Below are 25,604 nucleotides of genomic sequence, written 5' to 3'. Positions count from 1 at the left end.
TTGCCAATGAAAGGGCTCAATCATGGTGAGCACTACGAAGAAAAGTTTTGCAAAGTCGCTGACGGCAGATATGCGCCGTTCTGCTCAGCGCGTTGTCGAGCAAATGCGAAAAGCATTGATTACCGAAGAAGAGGCGCTCAAGCGGCAAACCAGACTGGAGAGCCCCGATAGGAAGCGAAAGTATGCTGCTGATATGGCGATAGTCGACAAGCTCGACGTAGGGTTTCGTGGCGAAATAGGCTATAAAATTCTGGGAAATAAACGGCTTCGAGTAGACAACCCAAAAGAATTAACGCGTGAGCACGGTAGACTTCGCAAAACCAAGACGGTTCTGAAGCGTAACCCGGTGACGCAGGAGGTCTATTTGGGTTTACATGAAAGGAAGTCCTGGTTAAGTGTCAGCAGCCATTTGTATGCTGCGGACGGCACACTCCGCATGAAGCACGTGAAGTACAAAGATGGACGTTTTGAGGAAAGATGGGAGCGCGACGAAAATGGCGACCTGATCCGCACACGGTACGCCAACCGTGGCAGGCTCTTTCAACCTGTATCCGAGAAGATGGGCGCGCCGTATCGGAGCGGCCCTGACAACCGGCTCTATCGCGATCTAACCCGTCAAAACGGTTTCAGACGGGAAACCTTTGAACGGGACGATCAAGGAAACCTCGAGCGTATCGGCAGCAACCATGTCGGCTTTTCCAAGATTTCAGTGAAGGCAGCCAATCGTCAAACCTCCCAGACGAAGATTCAAAAACTTGGTGGCGCTTTCAACAAATCTTTTAGGTCCCTCCTGGACAAGGAGGGCAACGAACTCGGCCGCGATATTTTGAGCCATCGACGGCTCTATAACAAGCGGTCTGCTGTCTACGATGAAGCTACCGGACAATTGAAGAGTGCCAAGCATACCTTCGGCAAGATCTACAGGAGCGAAACCGACTATCTCAGCGCGGGCCTCAAGAAGGTTTCAAAAAAGATACTTGGGGTGACGGTCTACCGGAAATTTGCGGCGCTCAGCGAGCGAGAATCCGAGGCTGAAAGACTGCGTAGTTTTGAATCCGGTGCGCATCGCCAGATCTGGCAGGAGCGGGCAGCGACTCCCGGTTCGCCCCCCTCGGAGAGTGATGACATTCATTTCGCACAACAGTCGCACCTAGCCAAAGCCAACTCTGACCACGTCGAAGCTGACGTCATGCGTGTGACAGATCAACATATTGATGTTGCTGGACAAACATCATCGTCTCGCCAACGGAACTTGGAAGAACGGTTAGATTCTCAATCACGATACAAGCCAGCAAACATGTTGTTGTCAGATCCAGACCTTCGAGCGGACGGACCTCGCCCATACGAAGGGTTAGCTGAACTCACCCTCCGGCGCGATAATGAATCTGACGGGCACAAGGAGAATGATCAGCGGCTGCGACATTTCTTGCAGCCAGAGCCGTTGGTATTACCGCATCCCGGGTCGCCGGAAATAACAAAGGTGTTTGGCTCGCGGGGAGAGCCGTTACACCCGAGTGGAACTCTGCACACGGCGGTTGGAGAAACGGCTTGCGAAGCACCGGTGATGTCTTCATCCCTTGACAATCATCAGCCAGCTCCAGGACAGCAAGAACTCTTGAGTCTCCTTCATAATGCGCCAGCGCCAGTTTCTGTGGCAATACATGATGAACAAGAACGACTTGCGGGGGAGGCGCCCGGCGGTTCTTTCAGAGGTAGCTCAGGGCGAACGAGTTCAATGTCGGAGAGTATCTTCGACGAAGATGTACAATCGCATTTGGTACGGGATTATTCGATCAATCCCACTAACGGGTTTATTGACCCGCAATCGTTGTTCGGTGGACCGGACTTATCGAGAGGTCCAAAATCGGGGCCAGAAATTCCATCGGAAGATTACCATTTGTCAGCTTCGGAACAGGAAAATTTGCTGAATCAATTGCTTAGTGTGCCACTGCCGATTCCTTCACCGAAGCCCAAATCCGCGAGGTCTATGATTTTCGAAGGTTCACGTCCAAGAGAGCGTTCCACCTCCAGAGGTTTCTAAGGTGGAACGCGTCTATCTATACAAATCGGGGCTGCCGACATCCTAAAATGTTGCCATCCGCAAACGACGTTGAGGAATGGTAGCTAATTTACGGGGTGCTAGTTCCTCGTGACTTGCCCCCACGGGCCTCTCCGAATTTCAGATTTAGCCTGCCTGGCTGAAATGTAAGCGGCAAGCTGACCCCGTCTGGCGTTAGTAGCACGGGCTCAGTTGTTGCGTAATGACTATTCATCAGCTGTGAGCTTTAATGTCTGCGCCTATCTCTGGAACTAGAAACTTTCATATGATCGAGGCCTTTCCGGAACGTTTCGAGGGCGCGCCGCGGCTGGCCTCCTACAAGTCACGGCAGGGTGGCTCCTTTGCGTTTGCGGATGAACTCGCGGAGAAGCGCCAAGCGCTGCGGGAGGTTGAGGAGGCGCTTGCAAAAGTCGGCCCGCGATGATGGCTACGCGGACTGGTTGGCCGCACAGCGGATCTTTTCCGGGAGGAGATTGCAGACCGTGCGGTGAACCACACTGCAATGAGACATATGCGGACCGGCGGCACACCGTTCATCGTCGAGAAGACTGCAGAAGCTTCCCAAATGCCGCATTTCCGCTAAAAAGCGTGTCATGATTAAATCAGAGCTTGTTGATTTCGTTGCCGCGAAAAACCCATACCTCCACCGTCGCGATGCGGAGAATGCCGTCGACGCCGTCCTCGATGAAATCACCGGTGCTCTCGAAAGGGGAGAACGCGTTGATATCCGCAGTTTCGGCACCTTTGTAGTGCGGCATCGCCCGGCGCGTTCGGGGCGCAATCCCCTCAACGGCAACGCCGTTTTCATCGAGGAGAAATGGGTGCCGTTCTTTCGTGCCGGCAAGGAGATCAGGGATCGTCTTAATACAGCGGAAAAATCGCAGGGCAGGGGTAACCTTTGATCGAATATTCAAGACACGGGTCCTGCGAGGACATTCGTGAGACGGTCGAGATGATGGCGCTGGAATTTCTGCTCGAGACCTGGCCCGTCCGGCTTGTCGCGTTGCTCTCGATGTTGGAGGAGATGGCAGGCAAGGCCGAAGAGGTCCAACGACCTTATGTGGTCAACGGTTGGGTGATCATCGTCAGCGGACTGCTGGAAAACCTGCCACGTGATCTGGAGTCGCCGGAATGCCTGGCCCTGTTGCGTCACAGTGCGCTTGACCGTTTCCGGAAAAGCGCAATTCAACAGTCGCCGGACGTGGAGCGGCAGAACGAATTCCTGCGGCGCGAATATCCGCAATGGTCGATCGCCGAAGATCTCATCCGCGATTGTGAGATGTGGGCAGGGAAACTATTGCTGGAAAAGCCCAACTAGGAGGGAGAACGATATGGCGACAGGCAAGGTCAAGTGGTTCGATGCCACCAAACGGTTTGGTTTCATTACGCCGGACGACGGAGGTCCCGACGTTTTTCTGCATTTGAGCAGCATAACAGATCCGGCATGTCCCACGCTTCATCCCGGTTTTCGGCTTCACTATGGTGTCGAGCAGAGGGGCGGCAAGGTCACCGCCAGCGATGTGCGCCCCGCGCCGGTCGAACAGGCTGTGCACCGCGCTCCCGTTACACCGCCTCAAGGCGAGGAGGAGTTTAGCGACGCGTTTGAGCGGGAGTGGGGCCTGCGACGGGGATAGCCCCACCATGTCACGCTTGCCATCGGAGCTTTTTATAAATGCTTTGATGTGGCGGACTATTTCGTACAAATCCTGATTTTTCGAGGTTGCAGAGGTCAGATTACTATCGAGAAAACTTCGGGCTTTCGCGACCGTCCGTTTGAGCCCAAAGCCAGCATTGAATGCGGGGGGCAGTTCGGGTATCACGCGTTTTCCGTCCGATCAGGAGCAACGCTTCAATGCAACCACCACCAGATTACGCTTAGGACCCATGGTCCCCGGATGAATTGTTTGCCCGTTCGGCGGAGCTGGCACCGACTGGTATGTGGTAGGCGGTTGGGCCTTGGACCTTTGGCACGGTGAGCCGACCTGTGTGCATGAAGACCTGAAATTCTCGGTCCTTGCCTGCCAGGCTCAACGCTATCGCGGCATCCTGTCGGATCTGGAGTTCTTCAGCGTGAGGGATGGCAAACTTGACCATCTCCCCCTGATAGAACCGCAGCCCATGGATGTTTGGCAGCAGTGGGGTGCGGATATTGGTTTTGGACGCTGGCGCGTCGACATGATGGTTGATCGGGGATCGCCGGATATGTGGATCTACAAGCGCGATCCATCTTTCACTTTGCCTCGAGCCAAAGCCATACGCGCAACAGCTGGCGGCATCCGATATCTGGCGCGGCATATCGTCCTGCTCTTCAATGCCAGGCACGTCCGCGAGAAAGACCAATGGGACTTCCGCAATGCCTTACCTCGCTTGGAATGCAGCGAGAAGGCCGCCCTTCGTCGATGGCTGGAGGTGCTGCATCCGTGGCATGCCTGGATTCAAGAACTCCAATCCTGCTAACCGTCCGCTTAGCTGCCGGTCCCGTCGATAAGCTTACTGGCATCAGCCTTTGCCATCGAACTCCCGGAGCGTCGCGCATGACTATGCTTGCCACCACGAAAAATGCGCATGCAGGCAATTTATCCTCGCTCTCGCATACGAGCGTCGCAGCCACGGGCACGCGGATGATTGGTCCCGACATCCTGCGCTCGCTGGCAGTCCTGCTGGTGATGCTTGTCCACCTTCTACTGAATGCCACCCCCCGGCCTACTGGTGACCGTGCACGAATATGGCTGGCTCGGCGTCGATATCTTCTTTGTGCTCAGCGGCTACCTCATCGGCACGCAACTGTTCAAGGAAATTTCGCGGACTGGCGCAGTCGATTTCAAATCGTTTTACCTTCGGCGTGCCTTCCACATCTTTCCGGCGTTCTTCGTGGTTCTTGGCCTTTACGCCTTGGTTCCGGTCCTTCGCGACAATCCGGCGATGCAGCCCCTCTGGAAATTCGCCACCTTCATGGTGAATCTCGGATTCGATCCGAGGGTGGGCAACGCGCTCTCTCAGGCATGGACGCTTACCGTCGAAGAGCAATTCTATCTCGTCCTGCCTTTGCTGGTTCTCCTCCCGTATAGGCGCATTGGCACAGGATGGGTCGTTGCCCTCGCAGGGCTGCTGATGCTCGCCGGCGCCATGCTGCGTTACGAGCGCGGCCAGCTCTATCGCGACGCGCTGCGCTTCTCCGAGACCTGCGGCCTGAACATCGTTCAGGTTGCACGCACGCTGGTACGCGACCGGCTCGACTGGACGCTGCGCCAGAAGGCGAAGCTCGTCGATCTCGGCAAGCGTCTGGCTGCCTTCGCCGCGCGGCTCGGCATGACTCAATCCCCGACCACTCAAATGATGAAGGAGGCTGCACCCATGGTCGCAGGTATCAAGACATTCTCCGGCTCGGTTTCCGATATCGTCGGTGACAGGCTCAGAACAGATCCCTCCCTGAAACGGCAATGGGAAGAAGTCTCGGCACGTTTTGCGTATGTCTTCGCCGATCCTGAAACCGCCTTCCGCGCGATGAACTTCGATGCGCTTCGGCAGACAAGGAGATGGCAAAGCAGATCTTGCAGAAGCTGGAGGCTGAGCCGGGATCTATCGGTCCACTGAAGGGTAGACCGGCGTTCTCGCCAGCAAGCCAGAGCGGGAAGGCGCGTCGTGTTGCCGAGGTCAACGTGCCCGCTCTCAAGCGCGATCTTGAGCAATATCTTCGGATGCGCGAGACCGCCGCGCAAAGGCTGCAGACGGACGAGCAGGCTCTGCGTCAGCGGGTCTCGATCGACATTCCGGCGCTGTCGCCGGTAGCGCGCGTCGTGCTGGAGCGGGTGCGTGACGCCATCGATCGAAACGACCTGCCAGCGGCGATAGCCTACGCGCTCAGCAATCGCGAAACAAAGCTCGAAATTGACGGGTTCAATCAGGCGGTCACCGAGCGGTTTGGAGAACGGACGCTGTTGAGCAACGCCGCACGCGAGCCCTCCGGAAAGCTGTACGAAAAGCTTTCCGAGGGTATGAAGCCGGAGCAGAAGGAGCAGCTCAAACATGCATGGCCGCTCATGCGGACAGGGCAACAGCTCGCGACCCACGAGCGCACTGTCCACTCGCTAAGAAAAGCCGAGGAACAGCGGCTCACACAACGGCAGACGCCGGTGATGAAGCAATGAGGCACAGGCGGGCTCTCCTGTTTCTGACAGGCGCCGCCGTCTTCGTGTCCGCACTGACTGCGGCCGCGATCACGGGTGGTTATCGGCTGAACCTGACCCCAAGCGAGCCGCTCGGCCTCTGGCGTATCGAACAGCTTCAGCGTCCGGTCGCTATCGGCGATCTTGTGTTTTTATGTCCGCCCTCGACAGCCGTCTTCGCAGAGGCACGAGTTCGCGGATATCTTCGGCGAGGTCTTTGTGCCGGTGGAGTTGCGCCGCTGATCAAGACTGTTGCGGCGCTCCCTGGGCAGCGTGTCGAAATCACCGATCACGTGCACATCGACGGCCGTTCGGTCCCCGCATCGTCGGTGAGCGGCACGGACGGCGATGGCAAGGTGCTCCTGCCTGATTCCGGCGGCGTGGTTCCGCCGCATCATCTGTTCCTTCACTCCTCCTTTGCGAGCTCCTATGATAGTCGATATTTTGGTCCGGTTCCGGATTCCGGTCTTCTCAGCCTGGCGCGGCCCGTGTTCCCCTTCCCCCCGTGATCGCGGTGACGATCATCTGGCTGATCGCTGGAAACCCGTGCTCCTGATCACCGCATCCTCCGCCTGTGGGTGGATCGGCTGGGGGGGGGAGGTGCTTCTTCTCCCCCCCGCCATGTTCTTTCCTTTGCTCTGGGCAATGGCGCCGTCACGTACGATCGCCACACTTGTTGCGGTGGGCTATTTCCTGGCGGCCTGCCGCGGTTTGCCACAGGGCGTGGCCAACTTCTATGCCACCGATCTTTGGCCCAGGCTGGTGCTTTGGGCGGTGGCTTCGGTGTCCGTTAATGACTGATCGTAAGAGAATAAAAGCGGCACTGACTAATGCAGGTAGGTTTTTCCTTTTGAGTATTCGCAACCAGTAACCTTTTTCTCGGCTGCGCCGAAAGATTGCCAGCAAAACGCTTTGCCGATGCCGAAGCTGATCTATTTTGCCACACAACTACAAATGAAACTGAAAACTTCTTAATAATCTGCACCCGCGTAGCATATCATCCTTTCAAAAGCACAGGAGCGATATCATGAGAAATTCGAGTTTGCGTGATGCATCTGGAAGCAATGATGCACAGGTTCCCCACAAAACAGAATTACTAAATTTGCCAGACCACGTGCTGACGGAAGTCGCCAAACGTCTAGCGACTAACAATCCTGTCGAGTCGGCTGAGAATATAGCTAATTTTAGCAAATCCCATCGTTTCACAAGGGACGCGGTTCGAACAGAACCTTTAGAAAAATTCTCTTCACGCCTCAAAATCCTCTCGCGAAACGCGAAATTGTTGTCTCATGCCGTGCGGCACGCAGCAACACTTCCAGATGGAGAACAATTAAGTGAAGCGCAACTGTCGCAAATGCGAAGTGAAGTCGCTACTCGCCCAGTCCTGGGCGTAGCGTATACCCATCAAGACGGTCAACCAGAAGAGAGGTTGTCAGGGAACCACTTGGACCATAAAATCAACAATATCCCTAACTTGGTCTTCAACGTTGCGGAACCGATTATGTTCAATGAAATCTCCGCTCTCGAGGTTATGGCAGAAGTTCGGCCCATAGCCCGATCCATTAAAACGGCTCACGACGATGCGCGAGCGGAATTAATGTCGGCGGACAGACCTCGATCAACGCGCGGTCTATGACTATCCGTGCTGTTCGTCACCCGCTTATAGTTGCCATCACAATCGGATTTCAACTGCCCCGGTCTTTAGGTGCGGCCGAGGACAATGTAGCACGCACTTACGGTGCGTCTCGTCTGACGCTTTCTATGTTCCGCATACGTGGGCCGACGAACATATGCAAGTACTCGCGACTGAAATTGCTTGACCCTAATAGATCCAACGCTCGCCGCGGCGCTATTGGTGTTTAAGCTTCCTGTCAGCATCAAATTTCTTGGGGCATAAAACCATAGGACCTTTGGTATCTAAGTGTGCTGGTCCCGGTGGGGTCGCGGAAGTTGTGATGAAACGTTGATAGCGCCATCCCAGAGAGCTTTGTTTTACAGTCTCCGGTGTGATCACAGCAGCAACAGGTTGACCGCAATGACGCTGCCATCGATAAAGCTGACCACATATCCTCAATCATGCTCACACCATGACGCGCTCGCCGAGCACCATGCAATAAGCCCCGTCATGAACGTAGTAATGTTGGAGATGACAGTAGTCGGCGGTGCGCGAGCAAATCAGGACGACAGATTTGCCTCGATCGCGCATATGATTCGATTCGCCCTACATTCGGCACAAGATGCGCAGATTGCGGTGGTGGACCTGATGACGGGTATATTCACCCTCCGCCGGGTTCGGCCCATCGTAGCAGCGCAAGGACTAACACCGCGATGATCGCGCTCTATGTTGATCGATCTCCGCTGCACGGAACGCGATCTAGTGGTGCACCTGAATCAGCCGCCTTAGACGTCAATTCCATTGTCATAAAAGTCACGAACAATAACAAGACGATCAGCAAATTCGAGCTCTATGCAAAGATCGCGATATTTGCTGACGGGAACAGAATTCCTATCAAACCGATGGTGGCTGAATTTGTCGACTGTCAAATAGCCGACTTTCCGATCAATACATAATTGCACGCAATCTCTTACCTCCAGCTCTGAGTGACAAATATAAACAATCGTGCTCAAAAATGAATTTGGCTGGTTTTCCCGTTTAATCGACACGCGCCACGGTCTCTGCAACATGCCTTTTGCTAATTCTAAAAAATTGCACATCAATTTCCGGCCCTCTTTCTGGGACGACATATTGGTGCGTTGCGCTGTCCAAGCAATCCATGTTGGAAAAAACTTGGTTTCACCTGTAACACGCAAGTTTTTGTGGCAGGGTCCGGCGGAAACAACAAGCCACGCGACATAGCTTACCGCATCGGGTCGTATGCGTTGATTTACCAATACTGCTTAGGCGTTGTAATTGAATTGGGAGCGTTGAGTAACGACTGGACGTTCTTGCCAGCATTCCCGGCAGCAAACCGATCGCGGATGTTACTGTTGAAACACAGTTTCTGTTTAACCAGCTGTCGGGGGATGATAGTCCTGATGCCAGACCGGGCAACTGGAACGCTATATATATCCCCGAATGTTATTTTAAATAAATCCAGAATTAACGAATATAAAACTCATGAAAAAATATAACGCAATAATAAACAAAAATAAATAATCATGAAAATGATCTTCTTCGAGCATTAATCAAGTATTTACGCGAAATAAGGTCTGCATGAATGAATGAAATTGAAGGTTATAAGCTAATAATATTTGATTTTGATGGTACGTTGGCAGACAGTGGTGCGTGGATATTAAGTGCTCTGAGGGAAATGTCCGAACGTCACAGATTTGTGACGCCTAGCGACACTCAGATTGAATATCTGCGCGGCCTTTCAATTTGCCAGGTTTTGAGATGGCTAAGAGTACCGGTTTGGCGCATTCCTCTGATCGTCAAAGATTTGCGTAAACTGGCTCGTGAAGCCACGTTCGACATATTTCCTAGGACAGAAAAAGTCCTACTTCACCTCGAGGATCAGGGGGTGGAGCTTGCAATCCTAAGTTCGAACAGCACTGAAAATATTCGGCGCGTGCTCGGGCCATTGGATAGTTACTTTACTTATATAGAGGGTAGCTCACCGCTGTTTGGGAAGGGCAAAAGGATTAATAAGATACTTCGTCGATGTAAAAAGTCCCGTAATGAAGTCCTTCTTGTCGGAGATGAGGTGCGTGATATTGAGGCAGCGAAGAGCCAAAACATTGCCTCGGCAGGAGTAACCTGGGGTTATGCCAAAAGAGAAGCTTTGGCGTACAGCAATCCCACCCACATTCTCGAAGACATTGAAGATTTAATAGACTTAAAACCTCTTTAGAGCAGAAGCGCTACACTTACAAAAAACCTCTTGCAGTCGACAAATGCTTATCGCGACTTGTAGTTAAATGAGAAGAAAATGAAAGCATCGATCAAAAAAATTCTTTTCTACGTCGCGATAATATTCGGGCCAGGATTAATATATTTTCCTGTATATGAAATATTACTAAAGATTTACAGAGAAGATGGTGGGCCTACATATTTTTTTCAGTTTTATACGGATTTTACGTTCCTTTGGATGATGGGATTACTGCTTTTTGCTTTGTCGATTATGCTTAAAGCGAAGCGTTAGTTTCACCCACTCCGCCCGCGAAAATTTTAAAAGCTTCACCGGGCGTTCCCTTCAAGGGCGTTCGGCGTGATGGTCTCAAGAGTTAAATGACGTCACCTCATCGGTCGAACGGCGCATCTTTCAAGCCAACGGATCGAAAGCCCTCAAACGACAGCCGCATATTGTGATCTGGATTGACACGCGCGGCAGCCACAGCACCTGTTCGACTGCGCGAGACGGGATTATCTGGGGTAATCATTGGTGGGCGGTGCGGTTTTGAGTACAGGAACGCCGCGCAGGTTGGGTCGGCACAAGCATATGACAATTGAAATGAAATGCGGCGAATCTGACATGACCCATTAACTCATCTCTTACAAGCTTTTCAAGCTAAGCGATGTCTGCTGGCGCGCTAAACTCGGCAGGAGCTGTCATGCACTCAACCAGATTGCGAACAAACGAGGTCGCGGTTGCGCTACCCGAAGAAGGCGACGCATCGCTTTTTTTTGTGGGAAAGATCCGGACGCCCTGGAAAAGTCGAAGTGACACTCCCAGGCAGGGGAGTGAATTGGGGCCACTATGCACACTTGAAATTTCGGAACCGTGGGCCGTGGCGCTAAAGGGGGTCGAGGCGTATTCGCGACTTGAGATTCTTTATTGGCTGCACGAGTCACCACGCGATATCGTCCTACTAAGTCCCGCTGACGATGGAGAGATTCACGGTGCTTTCTCTCTGCGAGCGCCTGTGAGGCCTAATCCGATCGGAACATCGATTGTGAAAGTGGAAAGGGTATCTGGGAACTCGATTGTTGTACGTGGTCTTGATTGCCTGGATGGAACACCGCTGTTGGATATAAAACCGGACCGCTCGCTATCAAAGCCGCTAGCCCCAGTGAGGAAAAGTTTCTCGATTCCCGCCGCCTGACTCGCATGATGCACCTCTTCGGTCCGCAGAAAAAGCCGCGGGTCGAGATAGGGCTTTCCGGTGAACTAGAGTATCCGTTTTGATCAAGCGGGTTTTGGCTGCCATTTTTGATTTTTCCGCAGCAATGCGTTTGCGAGCACAATGAGCGTTCGCATGACGGCTGTTATGGCGACTTTTGGTGGCTTTCCGGCTTTAGTGAGTTCTTCGTACTTCGTACTTCGTCTTGAGTTGCGGGTTGAAGCGGCATGCGACAAGAGCTGGCATATAGAGCGCGTGGCGGACGATGGCCCTTCCGCCAGCAATGAAAGCGCGTCCGGTCCATCGTCCGGACTGGCGGCTCATGGGCGCCAGTCCGGATAATGCGGCTACAGCCTTCTCATCCAGCTCGCCCAGTTCGGGCATCTCGATTAGGAGCGTAAAGGCCGTGATCTGCGAGACGCCAGGAATCGAAACGAGTATATCGAACCTGGCTTTGAGGGAGACATCAGCGCCGATCAGCGACATGATGGCCTCGTCCACAGCCTTCATCTGCCGCTCGATCTGCCTGAGCCTATCGACATTTTGTCTCTTCAATAGCAGGTTGGAGACGTTCTTCGCCCTGTTCTTTGCGGCAGTCCTGTCCTTGATCAGGGCCAGGCGCGCGACATGTAATTCCTTCAAGTCGTTGTGGATTTGCGTGTTGGCTCGCAGGATGCGCGGTGCCAGAAGTGCGCCGTAACGGGCCAGCAGTCCGGCATCGATCCTGTCGGTCTTGGCCAGTCTGCCCGTGGCTTCAGCAAAACGTCGGGCAAGGCGCGGATTGACCTTGGAGAGCCGCAGCCTTTGGACCATCATGAAGCGCTCGAAGGCCTTGTGACAGGCGCCTGTGGGTTCATAGACAATCCGCTCCACGCCCTTTGTGCCGATCCATCGGACAATTGCGGCAAATCCCTTGCGGTCATTGGCAACCGTCAAGCTTCTTCCATCAGGCAGGCTGTGCAGATCGATATGGTCTTTCGAGATGTCCGCGCCGATGGTAATATCCGTCATCTTTTCTCATCTCCCATGCTTGTCATCCGAGCCTTAAAACTCGGGTATCCGTTCAGGACGATTGGAAAAGATGGGGGCGATCAAACTCTAGTTCGGCCCGGCATTCGTCAGAATGGCGGCCTCGCATTTCACGACCCGTCCCCCATCGCCGGAAGAGGATGGCCGTCCTCTCCGGCGCTTCTTTATCTCACGAAGAAGCAAGAAGTTTATAAGACAAGCAGATCCTGTTCAATCCGGGTCATAGCCTGCAGCCCTGAAGTAATTTGCGCATTCCTCCGATGTGAATCGGGGGATCAATGTGCCGACGACATCCCATAGGGCGTCGATCTTTCGCTCCGCCCGAGCCCGTAGCATAGCTTTCAATTTCGAGAATGCGTTTTCGATGGGATTAAAGTCGGGACTATAGGGTGGCAGGAACATGAGTTTGAGTTTGAGCTGTCAGACTGGGCTTAAGAGCCCACCGAGCAATGCATGAGACATAAAGTGTTGATTTCCATGTGGAACTGAGCCGGTTTTTCCTCCGGGAAGTGAGCCACCTCTGACTATGGTTTTATGATTGGATTTTGGTCAAGGGATTGGCTTTTTCTCCTCTCTTGTTTGCTGCGGCTGCCGAACTGGCTTTGAAGCGGAAGCTGTCATTACCTGTTTCCAGGATATGGCAGGGATGGGTCAAAGGATCGAGCAAATGCCGTCGTCATCTTGGCGTCGCCGAAGACCGTTGCCCATTCGCTGAAGCTGAGGTTGGTGGTGATGATGACGCTGGTGCGCTCATAAAGCTTGCTCAGCAGGTGGAAGAGCATCGCTCCGCCTGAGGCACTGAATGGAAGGTATCCGAGCTCATCGAGGATCAGCAGATCGAGGCGAACCAGCGTCTCAGCGATCTGGCCTGCCTTGCCTTTAGCCTTCTCCTGCTCGAGCGCGTTGACCAGTTCGATGGTCGAGAAGAAGCGGACCTTGCGGCGATGATGCTCGATCGCCTGGACACCGAGGGCGGTCGCGACATGTGTTTTTCCTGTGCCCGGTCCGCCGACAAGCACTATATTCTGCGCCCCGTCGATGAACTCGCATCTGTGCAATTGGCGCACCGTCGCTTCGTTGATTTCGCTGGCGGCGAAGTCGTATCCGGAGATGTCCTTGTAGGCCGGGAAGCGGGCAGCCTTCATGTGATAGGCGATGGACCGGACCTCACGCTCGGCCATCTCGGCTTTCAGCAACTGGGACAGGATCGGCACGGCCGCGTCAAAAGCCGGAGCACCTTGCTCGATCAGGTCCGTGACGGCTTGAGACATGCCATACATCTTCAGGCTACGCAGCATGATGACGACGGCGGCGCTGGCGGGATCATGACGCATTGCGACCTCCCACGATCCGGACACGCAGGCCATCGTAACGTTCGACATTGGCCTTGGGCTCCCGCAGCAAGGTCAGTGCCTGTGGCGTATCGATGTCGGGACCGTCTGTCGTCTTGCCATCAATCAGCATATGCAACAGATTCAGCACATGCGTTTTGGTTGCTACGCCTTGATCCAGAGCCAGTTCCACAGCTCTAACGACGACCTGTTCGTCGTGATGGAGGACGAGAGCGAGGATATCGGCCATCTCGCGATCACCGCCAGGGCGGCGCAGCATCTGGTCCTGCAGTCGTCGAAAGGCCAGCGGCAATTCCAGGAAAGGTGCGCCATTGCGCAGGGCTCCGGGTTTGCGCTGGATGACGGCAAGGTAATGCCGCCAGTCATAGATTGTCCGGGGTAGCCTGTGGCTGCGCTCGATGACCCGCGCGTGTTCACATAGAATGTTTCCCTCGGCTGCGACGACCAGGCGCTCGGGATATATCCGCAGGCTGACGGGCCGGTTTGCAAATGATGCAGGCACGCTGTAGCGGTTCCGCTCGAAGGTAATCAGGCATGTTGGTGAGACGCGCTTGCTCTGCTCGACGAACCCGTCAAATGCAGTCGGCAATGCCATCAATGCTGCTCGCTCATCAGCCCAAACATCTGCGATAGAACCGGGCAAGGTGCCATGCGCCGTGTCCCGCCACAGCTCCTGGCAATGTTGCTCCAGCCAGTCATTCAACGCCATCAGATTTGGAAAGCCTGGCATCTGTTGCCACAAGCGTGGTCGGGCATCCTGGACGTTCTTCTCGACCTGACCCTTTTCCCAACCGGCCGCTGGATTGCAGAACTCAGGTGCAAAGACGTAATGGTTTGTCATCGCGAGGAAGCGCATGTTGACCTGTCGCTCCTTGCCGCGACCCACACGATCAACCGCTGTCTTCATGCTATGGGATGGACGCCTCCCTCCGAACTGGCAGAGTAAAGGGCCAACCAAAGGAGGAAGTCATGACGTATGAATTGCTCGCAATCGATCTTGGAAAGTTGTCCTTTCACCTGCATAGCACAGCATCGCTGCAGATGGAGCCGTTCTTTCCCGCAAAGTCAGCCGGTCGAAGTTGGCCGAGACTATAAAAGCGATTTCTCCGAAGACAATAGCAATGGAAGCCTGCGCCAGCGCTCATCATTGGGGAAGACAGTTCAGGCAAGCAGGACGAGAAGTCCTTCTCATCAATCCACGCTTCGTGAAGCCATTTGTACGCGGCTCCAAGAACGATGCGGTCGACGCAGCGGCGATATATGAAGCTGCGACACGGCCAACCATGCGGTTCGTACCGGTTAAGTCTACCGCGCAGCAAGATCTTCAGTCGCTACATAGAATTAGAGAGCGTCTCATTATCCAGCGCACATCGCTTTTCAATCATGCGCGTGGCCTTCTCGCCGAATATGGGATCGTACTGCCACAAGGACCGTGGAACTTCGCAGCCCAGGCACCCTCGGCGGTCGAGAATGCACCTCAGTCGGATCTTGGGCGTGAGCTATTCCTGGAACTTCTTGATCAACTTACCGATGTGAATGGCCGCGTATCAGGATCGATAGGAAGATCAGTGAGATTTGCCGCGAACGAGACGATTGCCGTCGTCTCTCCGAGTTGCCAGGCATTGGCCCGATCATTGCGACTGCATTGGTGGCGAGTGTCGAAGATGGGCGCCATTTTAAATCAGGGCGAGAACTGGCAGCACGGATCGGGCTGGTCCCGCGACAATATACGACCGGCGGCAAACCACGCCTCGGTGGAATTGGCCGCCGAGCGAACCACTATCTCCGTCGACAGATGATTCATGGCGCCCGCGCAGTTATCAGCCGACTTGCTAGTCACCATGATCGCCGATCTCAGTGGCTGGAAGAGCTCGTCGTTCGCAGGGGATTTAATAAAGCGATTGTGGCACTTGCCAACAAGACCGCGCGGATAGCATGGGCTCTGCTTACCCGACAGGAGCGCTATGCCGCACAATAGCCATTTACCAATCGTTGCCTATTAGGCGATGGTGAATGCGAGGTAAGAATTGATGGCGTAACGGCACCGACCGCGCTTCGGATCCTGATTTACGACAAGGCCACTCAGGTCGATCATGTTATGAGGACAGAGGTAGCGGACTCCCATCAAGGCCACGAGCGTGATCGCTCCAGCGATAGGCCGGATAGATTCACACATCCAATGCCGAGTTGCCGCCAAATGTTCTTCTCGCCCGGGAGGCGTTTATAGATTATCGTAATGCCACGACTAGGCACGCCGCCGAAGACACGGAAGCCGTGCCAGTGCGCGTCAAAGAGCATCTCGTGTGTTTGCAACAAGTAGGCCCTGACCAGAGAAGCCCGACTGTGAGATAGTTTGATATGTGCGACCTGGAGCTTCGTGCGATCGCCGCCGATCACGGCGTAGTCCTCACTCCAATCGAACTGGAATGCCTCACCAGGCCGGAAAGACAGCGGAACAAATACGCCACGGCCGGTCGTCTGCTGCTCACGTAGCCGATCAGCTCGCCACGCGCGGGCGAAGGCGGCCACCCGATCATACGAGCCAGTAAAACCGAGAGCCATCAGGCCGGCATGAAGGTGCTTCAAGGTCCGGCGCTGCTTGCGCGACTTTCCGGTCTTTGTCTTCAGCCAAGCCGCCAGTTTGTTGGAAAAGGGATCAAGCTTGCTTGGTCGTTCCGGTACCGTGAACGTCGGCTCGATTGTACCTGCGTTCAAATACTTTGCGATCGTGTTGCGCGCCTGCCCGGTGCGTCGGCTGATCTCACGGATCGACTGCTTCTCTCGCAACGCCATCCGACGGATGATGTTTAAAAGTCCCATGTGGATCACTCCGTTGCCCCGTCGCTCACCGTGTTGGGGGGAAGGTGCACATGGCTCAGTTCTCAATGGAAATTATCTGCCTAACCGGCTCAGTTCTGCGTAGAAACCAACATGCAAGCTCCACCGGGTGCAAAGCGGCAGCGGCGGCAGGATATATTCAATTGTAAATGGCTTCATGTCCGGGAAATCTACATGGATCAGCAATGAGTATGATGGTCAATATGGAGAAAAAGAAAGAGTAATTACCAATTTTTTTTCAATTCAAAAATGTAGATGTCCGCAGCGTTATTATAAAATGAAAGTACATTTTGATAAAACGACAAATTACGATCCGTCGTATTTATAGGCGAAAGCAATAAACAAATTATTCTAATTCGGAAATCTTTATTTCGACGTGTCTACATTCACGTCCAAATGGGGGCTTAGATGAGAAACTTCACGATCGATGCCTTGATTTCGCCATTCCCAGATACCCATTTCATCTTCAGATTGGTCTGAGATTATGCGAAAATATACACTCATATACATAAATACTGACAGTTTGAGCTACCAATTCAGTGTAGCCCATTACCTTACATAATTCACTCAAATGCTAGGCAGTCTGTCAACTCGGCGTCAATTTGTCGGCCACTATACGATAGTTGCGCAAATTTTCAAAGTCCTGGCCTAACATCACACCTCTGTCGGCGGCGGGTCCCATTTGTGATAAATCCACCATCACAATAGATAGTCTAATGGACGAAAAAGGCGAATATTTCGATGCTGAGATTCGACGCAATTAATTCGAGAAAAATCCCGTGATTGATGCTGTTGAGTTACCAATAATATGGGCAGCGAAGGCCATTTAATTATAAGATCTAACAGAGTTTATATTCAAAAATCAGTCACTAATTCGATATGTATGACGGTCAGCCGATATTCAACATTATCGACAGCTCGAATCTACAGGACCGGCGTGAACTTAAACTCGTCCTAATTCACACAGAGAATGCTTATCGCAGTTCTGCACAAAGAAGTCTCATAGCTTCTCAACGCTCGTGGATAAATTTCATCATTAATACTGATGTTCCCATTGATCCAGCTAAAGACGAAGTGGTCAAGTGCTCTCGCAAAGTTGCGTGCTGCCCAGACCCAACAGATATACCCTTTGATATACTCAATGTATCTTTGCTGTACGTTTATTGCTCGTTTCAAGAAATGCGAAGGTATGCACAACAGCGATTCTATGACGGCGTTTCCGACGGAGGCGCAGTTATCTCCACCGTCCCACCCTATGCCGAAGGAATAACAAAACAAACTATGAGGTTGTGGCAGAAAAAAGTTTGGCAAAATACAAGCAAAGAAACACATGATTTGGATGCTTACATTGCTCTTCTTCCGAACGCTTCGCTTCAAAATCCAAATTTCTCACATATGAAGATCGGCGGCAATAGCTTCTTAGCGCCATCCCGGGTTGATCCTATCTGTGTTGAAATAGTTGCGGTGGGCAAGGCTCTCTTTCAGAAAGACAGGCGGCCAAAGGAACCCAAGGTGAGGTGGGCTATGGCTCTCAGTTCCTTGTGGAAGCGCTTGGTCTAAGGTGCAGAGGTGTTAGCGGGGATGAAGCAAAAGTGTCCGATTGTAACAAGATATGTTGATCCTACGTAAGGATATTAAAGTATGTATTCATCATTAATATAATCAGTGTATTCCAATATGTACTACGATTTCCAATGTCTTTATTGTCGCCGTATGTAATCGGCGTCACAAAATAATCCCCGGTGACTTTCTTTTAATCCAGGATGAAATAATATGTTATTATAATTTTTGCGATTTGGTCCGTTATAGGAATTGAAGTGTGCTTGAGCTCGGTCGCCACCACTCCCATTTCATAATTTTACATGTATTTGAAAAATAAAAATTTATGGTATTCAATTTAAACACGTATACTTGTAAAGAATGATATCTTGAAAGAAATATAGTTTAAATATTTATTGATAAAATAACAAGTCAGGTATTATAGTCCAAGCAAAAACATAAATTTATTGATGCAAGTTTAAATTCAGAAATATTTCAATAACTGATTATATCAGCTGGTACATTGCCGTAGATGAAAGACTGAGTGCGATATTATGTGTAATACATAAATTGATGATATAGCTAGCTTAGCTCATCGATCCATGGGCTACTATGGGGTACAGAAATGGGCGATTATGGCATCTCAGAAAGCCTTTCTCTGGATTTGAAACGCACAGGAAATAGTTGCTTTGAAAAATGGCGACATAATAAGTTAAATCACTTTGTTGCGCCTTCATCTCAGCTGGCTTTATGGTAGTGAAGGATAATTCTTCCTTCTCCTTAAATTTGAGGTGTGTGTCATGAATCCGCTGTGAGAGTGAACCTTTGCCATACAAATACAGCAGCCCATTGTTTGTTTGGATTACCTCTCCTGTTTCCAATTGTGGAGATGCACCATAAGTTTTGATAAACTCTTCGCATGCCCAGTCTAGGTCGAGGGAGGCCAAGGGAGTATCTGCGAAATTCATGATGTGAGGTGTGTTTGTGTAAGACAAACTATATTGGCGCTATATATAGATGCCGGGCTGGGACGACCTGTGGCGATGATTTCGGGGGGGGGCTTAATTTTCAAGCTTGAACTAGTCTCATCTGAAGAAAATCCATAAAATGCTCGTCACGCTTGGCGGATTTTGCGCTGGCTGCAATTGCTGACTTTTTGTAAGTCTGCGTTTATCTGTGTGCCAAGTGGGCCGCCGACAGCGTAACGTCAATGGCTGACAATGATGATGTTGTAGCAGGTGAGAGGTGCATCCAAATTAAAAGGTGGGTGCCTTCACGTCTGTCCTCACACGGCGAGACAATTCAAAAAAGTCATTAATTTCATAATGCAGATTTGACAAATTTGTAAAGGATAGTGGACGGCAAATTATATATTATATAAATTGTATTAACTACTTTATGCCTAAATAGGATTGCTTGAACTTTAATTATATTTCCCTATAATTTAGGAAAAATGTAATTTGCTTAAGATATATAATTTAAATTCGAAAAAGAATTATTGTTATATGAAGATGCCTATTCCAAGAAATATCTAAAGTTTATCACTGATAATAAAATTATTTATCGAACATGATTATTGCAAAGACTTTTATTGGTTAAATCATAAATTAAAGTTTGTTCAAAATCTCCATCGCAAGTTATTATTCGATTTATAACATAAGGCACTGTTGTTCATAGACGCAATACAAGGATTGATTGTCATCAATCTGAAAAATTGTAAAAACGAACATGGTAGAAAGTTTAATTGGGTAAACCGGCAAAATATCGGAATCCAATGGCTTCTTCCAATGCCCCCCCGATTGCTAACAGACGTTGGTCTGAATCCGCTAATCCATCGATCTCCATTCCAACAGGCAAGCGATCAGGTGTCAGGCAAACAGGAATGCTCAAGCCAGGTAGGCCTGCGTTGCTGCTTGGGTCCACATTTCGCACGTAGATCTTGAATGTGTCCAGCATCGTGCCATTGTGGATAACTGAGGAATCCTGACCTATGGGTCTGGCCACCAAGGGTGCTGTTGGGAAGAGAATAGCATCTAATCTATTCAGTTTGAAGTAGTTGCGATAGGTGGCTTGAAGTCTTGGTCTGAAGGAGTGGCGGGCCAGTTCATATTCAGCTTTGGAAATTTGATGTCCATCAATTTGCGCATTGGCAATGTTGGCTACATCAGGGCTACGAATTCCTTTGATGACGTCAGAAAAAGAAACAGTTTTTACAAAGTCGTCGAGATACTGTTTTAGAGCGTGTGGAAATTCATAGAGTGCAACTGGGAAGCTGGCCCCTTTATTCAGTTCGTCAAGGTGGGGAATGTTAGCTTCAACAAAAGTTACGCCTTTGTTTGCTAGCAGGCGAATCGTTGTTTCAGCTGCTAGGGCCACATCAGCATCAAGGTCATCATAAAAGTAGGTTGTAGGGAGGCCGATCCTTAGCCCCTTCAGCGGCACGGGTGGTATTCTCTCCGGTGTGCCGGAAATTATCCGGTCGAGGATTACAACATCGGCTACGCACTGCGCTATGATTCCGGGAGTGTCCCGGGTAGGGCTAACCGGTATTATCCGATCTCCCGGATATCTACCAAGCGTCGGTCGAAATCCTACTACGCCACACAGGGCTGCGGGTAGGCGAACAGATGCACCGGTATCGGTGCCTATGCCGCCTAACATCAATCGGCTTGCTACCGCAGCAGCCACACCACCGCTTGAGCCCCCTGGTATCAGATCTGGATTCCACGGGTTTCGCACCGCCCCGGTGGCATAGTTGTTGCTTGTAATTCCAAACGATAACTCATGCATATTTCCCGAGGCACCCGGCAGTGCTCCAGCTGAAAAAAGTCTTTCTGCGACGCGGGATGGTATCTTTGGCAAGTGGTTTATCAGCGCCGGCGTAGCGGCGCTTGTGGGAAATACGCCGGTAGCGATGTTCGCCTTAAAACAGAGTGGAATGCCGCAAAGACCTACTCCGGCGTTTCCATGGCGATCAATTTTTTTGGCGCTTCGCCGCAAACCATCCCAGTCTGTAGCCAGAAGGGCGTTTAATGATTTTGCAGCTTCACAACGCGCTATCAGAGTTTCTACTAGTTCTAAGCAGGAGTAGTCTTTCCGTTTCAGGTGTTCTAGGCTTTGGGCTAACGAGGTAATGGCCACCATCTCTCTGAGTTGGAAATTTCAAACCCATTCAGACCAAATAAATATACCAAGCTTGAACCCAGCTTGCGCCATTATTGGTGGGAATTCAGCAATCACGCCGTGTGATACGAATGACTGTAGGCACTAGGGTCGCTTTTTCAAACGCAAACAGTATTGTATCAATTATCAATCAATATTCAACTTGATTGAGCGGCGAGGTGGACCCGCATGAACATCATATTAAAGAAAGCCCAAATTGTCGCTTTCCATTGGCATGTCAACGAACAGTATGTTCCCCGATTCTCAACTTAAATAGAAACGGTTGATGTGGTTATTTATCTACACAAAAACGAATCTTTTCTAACAATGTCAGCTTCACCTCTCCTTGATAACCAGTGCGATCATCTCCCAACCAAAATGGTGGATCTGACAATGGTCGATAAGGCGGATGAATTGGACCGCAGGGTTTCCGATGCCTTCTTAGAACGAGAAGCTTCTAGGGGAAGGAGGATTACTCAAATCTCCACCGAGTGCAGCGCTGGGTTAGCTTGCAAAAGGCTGGCCGATGGTCGCTTCCCCGAGATCTCAGCTGGTGGAAAGGTAGCAGTTCTCTCCGCTTATATCTATATTGGCAAAGAAATTCTGGGGCGGATACTTGAATCGAAACCTTGGGCGCGGGCAACAGTGAGTGGTCTCGTTGCCATCGACTTGGCACCATTTTGCATGGATTTCTCCGAAGCACAACTAATCCAAGCCCTGTTTTTGCTGAGCGGTAAAAGATGTGCACCGATTGATCTTAGTCATTTCGTGGCCATTTCAATCTCTAAGACTGCCGGCTTTCGAACCCTGCCAATGCCGCTGTACGAGAATGGCACGATGAAATGCGTTACCGGGTTTACCATAACCCTTGAAGGGGCCGTGCCATTTGACATGGTAGCTTATGGTCGAAACCTGATGCTGAAGGGTTCGGCAGGTTCCTTTCCAACAATCGACTTGCTCTACGACTACAGACCGTTTTTTGACCAATGTTCCGATAGTGGACGGATCGGCTTCTTTCCGGAGGATGTTCCTAAGCCGAAAGTGGCGGTCATTGGCGCTGGCATTTCCGGACTCGTGGTGGCAAACGAACTGCTTCATGCTGGGGTAGACGATGTTACAATATATGAAGCAAGTGATCGTGTTGGAGGCAAGCTTTGGTCACATGCTTTCAGGGACGCTCCTAGTGTCGTGGCCGAAATGGGGGCGATGCGATTTCCTCCTGCTGCATTCTGCTTGTTTTTCTTCCTCGAGCGTTACGGCCTGTCTTCGATGAGGCCGTTCCCAAATCCCGGCACAGTCGACACTTACTTGGTCTACCAAGGCGTCCAATACATGTGGAAAGCCGGGCAGCTGCCACCGAAGCTGTTCCATCGCGTTTACAACGGTTGGCGTGCGTTCTTGAAGGACGGTTTCTATGAGCGAGATATTGTGTTGGCTTCGCCTGTCGCTATTACTCAGGCCTTGAAATCAGGAGACATTAGGTGGGCTCATGACTCCTGGCAAATTTGGCTGAACCGTTTCGGGAGGGAGTCCTTCTCTTCAGGGATAGAGAGGATCTTTCTGGGCACACATCCTCCTGGTGGTGAAACATGGAGTTTTCCTCATGATTGGGACCTATTCAAGCTAATGGGAATAGGATCTGGCGGGTTTGGTCCAGTTTTTGAAAGCGGGTTTATTGAGATCCTCCGCTTGGTCATCAACGGATATGAAGAAAATCAGCGGATGTGCCCTGAAGGAATCTCAGAACTTCCACGTCGGATCGCATCTGAAGTGGTTAACGGTGTGTCTGTGAGCCAGCGCATATGCCATGTTCAAGTCAGGGCGATTCAGAAGGAAAAGACAAAAATAAAGATAAGGCTTAAGAGCGGGATATCTGAACTTTATGATAAGGTGGTGGTCACATCTGGACTCGCAAATATCCAACTCAGGCATTGCCTGACATGCGATACCAATATTTTTCAGGCACCAGTGAACCAAGCGGTTGATAACAGCCATATGACAGGATCGTCAAAACTCTTCCTGATGACTGAACGAAAATTCTGGTTAGACCATATCCTCCCGTCTTGTGTCCTCATGGACGGGATCGCAAAAGCAGTGTATTGCCTGGACTATGAGCCGCAGGATCCGAATGGTAAAGGTCTAGTGCTCATCAGTTATACATGGGAGGACGACTCCCACAAGCTGTTGGCGGTCCCCGACAAAAAAGAGCGATTATGTCTGCTGCGGGACGCAATTTCGAGATCTTTCCCGGCGTTTGCCCAGCACCTATTTCCTGCCTGCGCTGATTACGACCAAAATGTTATTCAACATGATTGGCTTACAGACGAGAATGCCGGGGGAGCTTTCAAACTCAACCGGCGTGGTGAGGATTTTTATTCTGAAGAACTTTTCTTTCAAGCACTGGACACGGCTAATGATACCGGAGTTTACTTGGCGGGTTGCAGTTGTTCCTTCACAGGTGGATGGGTGGAGGGTGCTATTCAGACCGCGTGTAACGCCGTCTGTGCAATTATCCACAATTGTGGAGGCATTTTGGCAAAGGGCAATCCTCTCGAACACTCTTGGAAGAGATATAACTACCGCACTAGAAATTAGTCTATGGATCCTGTTACAAGTATTGCAAGTTTTATAAATTGCATATTAATGCAATCTTGATTTTTAACAACGAACGTAATGGCGTAAAAAATGTATGTTATATTATTTATATTTAATTATATTGGAGTGCGCCATAATATGATGATTTATAATTAAAAAATATTTACTGTCACATTGACTGAGATGGCACTGTTATTTCAACCATGAAATTTTGTTGATTTTTTTACAATAACAATAATTGCAGGAAGTAAATAATAGACGCCGTTGTTAAAAAATTGCAATCATATGTGCCTAACTATAGGGACAATTAAGTCAATTGTAATAGTCTCCCTTATTTTAACGACTCACCTAATCAAGTATTACAAAATATCTCACTTTTCGTCAGTAATGATGTAATCAGAACTGAATAGTACAAGTAAAACGTGGAAAAACGTCATAGAGTGGCATGATTATATTCCTCTGCATTGCCAATTTATTCAGCTTTATTTGACTTAGGTGTGCCTTCGTTAGTGACAAATTGCTTTCAAGGAGACAGCCATGCCCCACACTTTGTTGAAAAACAAGTTGCCTTTTGGGATACGGTAAAGCCAGTTGCACTTCAATAATGAATTTCAAGGAGACAATATAACCGCCTCTGATAACACAATTCTCTAATATAAAAATCAGTTTGTATTCAATATACTGCAAAAAACTTATGGACCTGCATCTAATTTTCGGTCCAACTTGCACAGGAAAGACGACGACCGCGATAGCTCTTGCCCAGCAGACAGGGCTTCCAGTCCTTTCGCTTGATCGGGTCCAATGCTGTCCTCAACTATCAACCGGAAGCGGACGACCAACAGTGGAAGAACTGAAAGGAACGACGCGTCTCTACCTTGATGATCGGCCTCTGGTGGAGGGTATCATCGCAGCCAAGCAAGCTCATCATAGGCTGATCGAGGAGGTGTATAATCATGAGGCCAACGGCGGGCTTATTCTTGAGGGAGGATCCACCTCGTTGCTCAACTGCATGGCGCGAAACAGCTATTGGAGTGCAGATTTTCGTTGGCATATTATTCGCCACAAGTTACCCGACCAAGAGACCTTCATGAAAGCGGCCAAGGCCAGAGTTAAGCAGATGTTGCACCCCGCTGCAGGCCATTCTATTATTCAAGAGTTGGTTTATCTTTGGAATGAACCTCGGCTGAGGCCCATTCTGAAAGAGATCGATGGATATCGATATGCCATGTTGTTTGCTAGCCAGAACCAGATCACGGCAGATATGCTATTGCAGCTTGACGCAAATATGGAAGGTAAGTTGATTAATGGGATCGCTCAGGAGTATTTCATCCATGCGCGCCAACAGGAACAGAAATTCCCCCAAGTTAACGCAGCCGCTTTCGACGGATTCGAAGGTCATCCGTTCGGAATGTATTAGGTTACGCCAGCCCTGCGTCGCACCTGTCTTCATCTGGATAAGATGTTCGTAATTGTTTTTGGCTTTGTCCTGTTGTGGCAGGGCGGCAAATACTTCCGACAATCCATCGTGTCTTCAAACTTTATGCTGGTGAACAAGTCTTAGTTTCCACGAAAGTATTATGTTAAATTTTAAAATTTCGATGTATAATGTGGCTATAATTGTAAAAATAAACTATCGTAAGTGTGCGTGTTATGTATAATTTGTCTAAATGTTTAATATATATCATAGAACGCAATAAATATTAAATATAGCGCTTTTATGAAATATAAATACATCATTACAAGTTGTTTATATTTCGGGTACCTTTTCCATTATTTTGCGCAACAAGTCACGGATATTCGTGA

At 50.5% G+C, this 25,604-nt stretch carries 14 protein-coding genes and 7 pseudogenes; 15 read left to right on the top strand and 6 right to left on the bottom strand.

Translation table 11 applies throughout. The annotated features are described in order from the left end of the window. The first annotated feature begins 22 nt into the window (after positions 1 to 22). From ASB65_RS23580 to tsaA, 11 genes and pseudogenes are all read left to right on the top strand, one after another. Entirely contained in the window at positions 23 to 2,041 is a 2,019-nt protein-coding gene (locus ASB65_RS23580; RefSeq protein ID WP_010892508.1) for a hypothetical protein, read from the top strand. A gap of 283 nt (positions 2,042 to 2,324) precedes the next feature. After that, complete coding sequence (locus ASB65_RS28400) at positions 2,325 to 2,483, top strand: hypothetical protein (RefSeq protein ID WP_153463892.1); 159 nt, start codon at positions 2,325 to 2,327, stop codon at positions 2,481 to 2,483. Positions 2,484 to 2,652: 169 nt separating this feature from the next. Next, the gene (locus ASB65_RS23575) at positions 2,653 to 2,961 is read left to right on the top strand and encodes an integration host factor subunit beta (RefSeq protein ID WP_010892509.1); all 309 of its coding nucleotides are present in this window, start codon (positions 2,653 to 2,655) and stop codon (positions 2,959 to 2,961) included. After that, on the top strand, positions 2,958 to 3,377 hold the full coding sequence (locus tag ASB65_RS23570; RefSeq protein ID WP_040132303.1) for a hypothetical protein: 420 nt from the start codon (positions 2,958 to 2,960) through the stop codon (positions 3,375 to 3,377). The genes ASB65_RS23575 and ASB65_RS23570 overlap by 4 nt, the downstream gene beginning before the upstream one ends. 13 nt (positions 3,378 to 3,390) lie before the next feature. Continuing rightward, a complete protein-coding gene (locus ASB65_RS23565; protein ID WP_010892510.1) occupies positions 3,391 to 3,693 on the top strand; it encodes a cold-shock protein in 303 nt (100 codons plus the stop codon). A 322-nt stretch (positions 3,694 to 4,015) separates the two neighbouring features. After that, the gene (locus tag ASB65_RS23560) at positions 4,016 to 4,516 is read left to right on the top strand and encodes an amino acid transporter (RefSeq protein ID WP_198927595.1); all 501 of its coding nucleotides are present in this window, start codon (positions 4,016 to 4,018) and stop codon (positions 4,514 to 4,516) included. A 231-nt stretch (positions 4,517 to 4,747) separates the two neighbouring features. Next, a pseudogene (locus ASB65_RS29170) lies at positions 4,748 to 6,207 on the top strand (BID domain-containing protein). Continuing rightward, complete coding sequence (gene traF / locus ASB65_RS23545; RefSeq protein ID WP_060725485.1) at positions 6,204 to 6,734, top strand: conjugative transfer signal peptidase TraF; 531 nt, start codon at positions 6,204 to 6,206, stop codon at positions 6,732 to 6,734. Before ASB65_RS29170 ends, traF begins: the two are co-directional and overlap by 4 nt. 518 nt (positions 6,735 to 7,252) lie before the next feature. Then, positions 7,253 to 7,861: a protein VirF gene (locus tag ASB65_RS23535; RefSeq protein WP_010892512.1), complete on the top strand. Its 609-nt coding sequence runs from the start codon at positions 7,253 to 7,255 to the stop codon at positions 7,859 to 7,861. 1,582 nt (positions 7,862 to 9,443) lie between these two features. Continuing rightward, positions 9,444 to 10,076 (top strand): HAD family hydrolase, encoded by a 633-nt coding sequence (locus ASB65_RS23520; protein WP_010892515.1) that lies wholly within the window; start codon positions 9,444 to 9,446, stop codon positions 10,074 to 10,076. 664 nt (positions 10,077 to 10,740) lie between these two features. Next, positions 10,741 to 11,268 carry a tRNA (N6-threonylcarbamoyladenosine(37)-N6)-methyltransferase TrmO gene (tsaA, locus tag ASB65_RS27765; protein WP_010892516.1) on the top strand — a complete coding sequence of 176 codons (528 nt, stop codon included), beginning with the start codon at positions 10,741 to 10,743 and terminating at the stop codon, positions 11,266 to 11,268. Positions 11,269 to 11,351: 83 nt separating this feature from the next. Here the strand turns inward: tsaA and ASB65_RS23510 are convergent. From ASB65_RS23510 to ASB65_RS23495, 4 pseudogenes are all read right to left on the bottom strand, one after another. Beyond that, positions 11,352 to 12,297: pseudogene (locus ASB65_RS23510) on the bottom strand (IS110 family transposase). Positions 12,298 to 12,525: 228 nt separating this feature from the next. Continuing rightward, a pseudogene (locus ASB65_RS23505) lies at positions 12,526 to 12,723 on the bottom strand (transposase); the annotation flags it as partial. Between the two features lie 124 nt (positions 12,724 to 12,847). Beyond that, positions 12,848 to 13,649 (bottom strand): annotated as a pseudogene (istB, locus tag ASB65_RS23500) (IS21-like element helper ATPase IstB). Next, a pseudogene (locus tag ASB65_RS23495) lies at positions 13,639 to 14,577 on the bottom strand (Mu transposase domain-containing protein); the annotation flags it as partial. The pseudogenes ASB65_RS23495 and istB, both read right to left, overlap by 11 nt. 121 nt (positions 14,578 to 14,698) lie before the next feature. Between ASB65_RS23495 and ASB65_RS23490 the strand changes: the two are divergent. Next, positions 14,699 to 15,670, top strand: a pseudogene (locus tag ASB65_RS23490) (IS110-like element ISAtu1 family transposase). Between the two features lie 232 nt (positions 15,671 to 15,902). Here the strand turns inward: ASB65_RS23490 and istA are convergent. After that, positions 15,903 to 16,487: pseudogene (gene istA, locus ASB65_RS23485) on the bottom strand (IS21 family transposase); the annotation flags it as partial. 897 nt (positions 16,488 to 17,384) lie between these two features. On the opposite strand from istA, the gene ASB65_RS23480 reads away from it, so the two are divergent. After that, on the top strand, positions 17,385 to 18,065 hold the full coding sequence (locus ASB65_RS23480; protein ID WP_046205707.1) for a RolB family protein: 681 nt from the start codon (positions 17,385 to 17,387) through the stop codon (positions 18,063 to 18,065). Positions 18,066 to 19,784: 1,719 nt separating this feature from the next. On the opposite strand, the gene iaaH is transcribed toward ASB65_RS23480, so the two are convergent. Beyond that, positions 19,785 to 21,188 (bottom strand): indoleacetamide hydrolase, encoded by a 1,404-nt coding sequence (gene iaaH, locus ASB65_RS23475; protein WP_010892363.1) that lies wholly within the window; start codon positions 21,186 to 21,188, stop codon positions 19,785 to 19,787. 396 nt (positions 21,189 to 21,584) lie between these two features. On the opposite strand from iaaH, the gene iaaM reads away from it, so the two are divergent. Together iaaM and ipt are read left to right on the top strand one after the other, a co-directional pair. Beyond that, positions 21,585 to 23,801, top strand: coding sequence for a tryptophan 2-monooxygenase (gene iaaM, locus ASB65_RS23470; protein ID WP_162163087.1), 2,217 nt, complete (start codon positions 21,585 to 21,587; stop codon positions 23,799 to 23,801). A 694-nt stretch (positions 23,802 to 24,495) separates the two neighbouring features. Further along, complete coding sequence (gene ipt / locus ASB65_RS23465) at positions 24,496 to 25,218, top strand: adenylate dimethylallyltransferase Ipt (RefSeq protein ID WP_010892365.1); 723 nt, start codon at positions 24,496 to 24,498, stop codon at positions 25,216 to 25,218. Positions 25,219 to 25,604 lie beyond the last annotated feature (386 nt).

The sequence above is a fragment of the Agrobacterium tumefaciens str. B6 genome (assembly GCF_001541315.1).
Classification (GTDB): Bacteria; Pseudomonadota; Alphaproteobacteria; order Rhizobiales; family Rhizobiaceae; genus Agrobacterium; species Agrobacterium radiobacter.
This window is presented reverse-complemented; position numbering and strand designations above follow the sequence as displayed.

Bases quoted from the DNA above. Each gene is read 5' to 3' on its own strand.
- ASB65_RS23535 (WP_010892512.1), top strand. From the start codon at position 7,253: ATGAGAAATTCGAGTTTGCGTGATGCATCTGGAAGCAATGATGCACAG.
- ASB65_RS23520 (WP_010892515.1), top strand. From the start codon at position 9,444: ATGAATGAAATTGAAGGTTATAAGCTAATAATATTTGATTTTGATGGT.
- tsaA (WP_010892516.1), top strand. From the start codon at position 10,741: ATGTCTGCTGGCGCGCTAAACTCGGCAGGAGCTGTCATGCACTCAACC.
- ASB65_RS23580 (WP_010892508.1), top strand. From the start codon at position 23: ATGGTGAGCACTACGAAGAAAAGTTTTGCAAAGTCGCTGACGGCAGAT.
- iaaH (WP_010892363.1), bottom strand. From the start codon at position 21,188: ATGGTGGCCATTACCTCGTTAGCCCAAAGCCTAGAACACCTGAAACGG.
- ASB65_RS28400 (WP_153463892.1), top strand. From the start codon at position 2,325: ATGATCGAGGCCTTTCCGGAACGTTTCGAGGGCGCGCCGCGGCTGGCC.
- ASB65_RS23575 (WP_010892509.1), top strand. From the start codon at position 2,653: ATGATTAAATCAGAGCTTGTTGATTTCGTTGCCGCGAAAAACCCATAC.
- ASB65_RS23480 (WP_046205707.1), top strand. From the start codon at position 17,385: ATGTATGACGGTCAGCCGATATTCAACATTATCGACAGCTCGAATCTA.
- ASB65_RS23565 (WP_010892510.1), top strand. From the start codon at position 3,391: ATGGCGACAGGCAAGGTCAAGTGGTTCGATGCCACCAAACGGTTTGGT.
- traF (WP_060725485.1), top strand. From the start codon at position 6,204: ATGAGGCACAGGCGGGCTCTCCTGTTTCTGACAGGCGCCGCCGTCTTC.
- iaaM (WP_162163087.1), top strand. From the start codon at position 21,585: ATGGTGGATCTGACAATGGTCGATAAGGCGGATGAATTGGACCGCAGG.
- ipt (WP_010892365.1), top strand. From the start codon at position 24,496: ATGGACCTGCATCTAATTTTCGGTCCAACTTGCACAGGAAAGACGACG.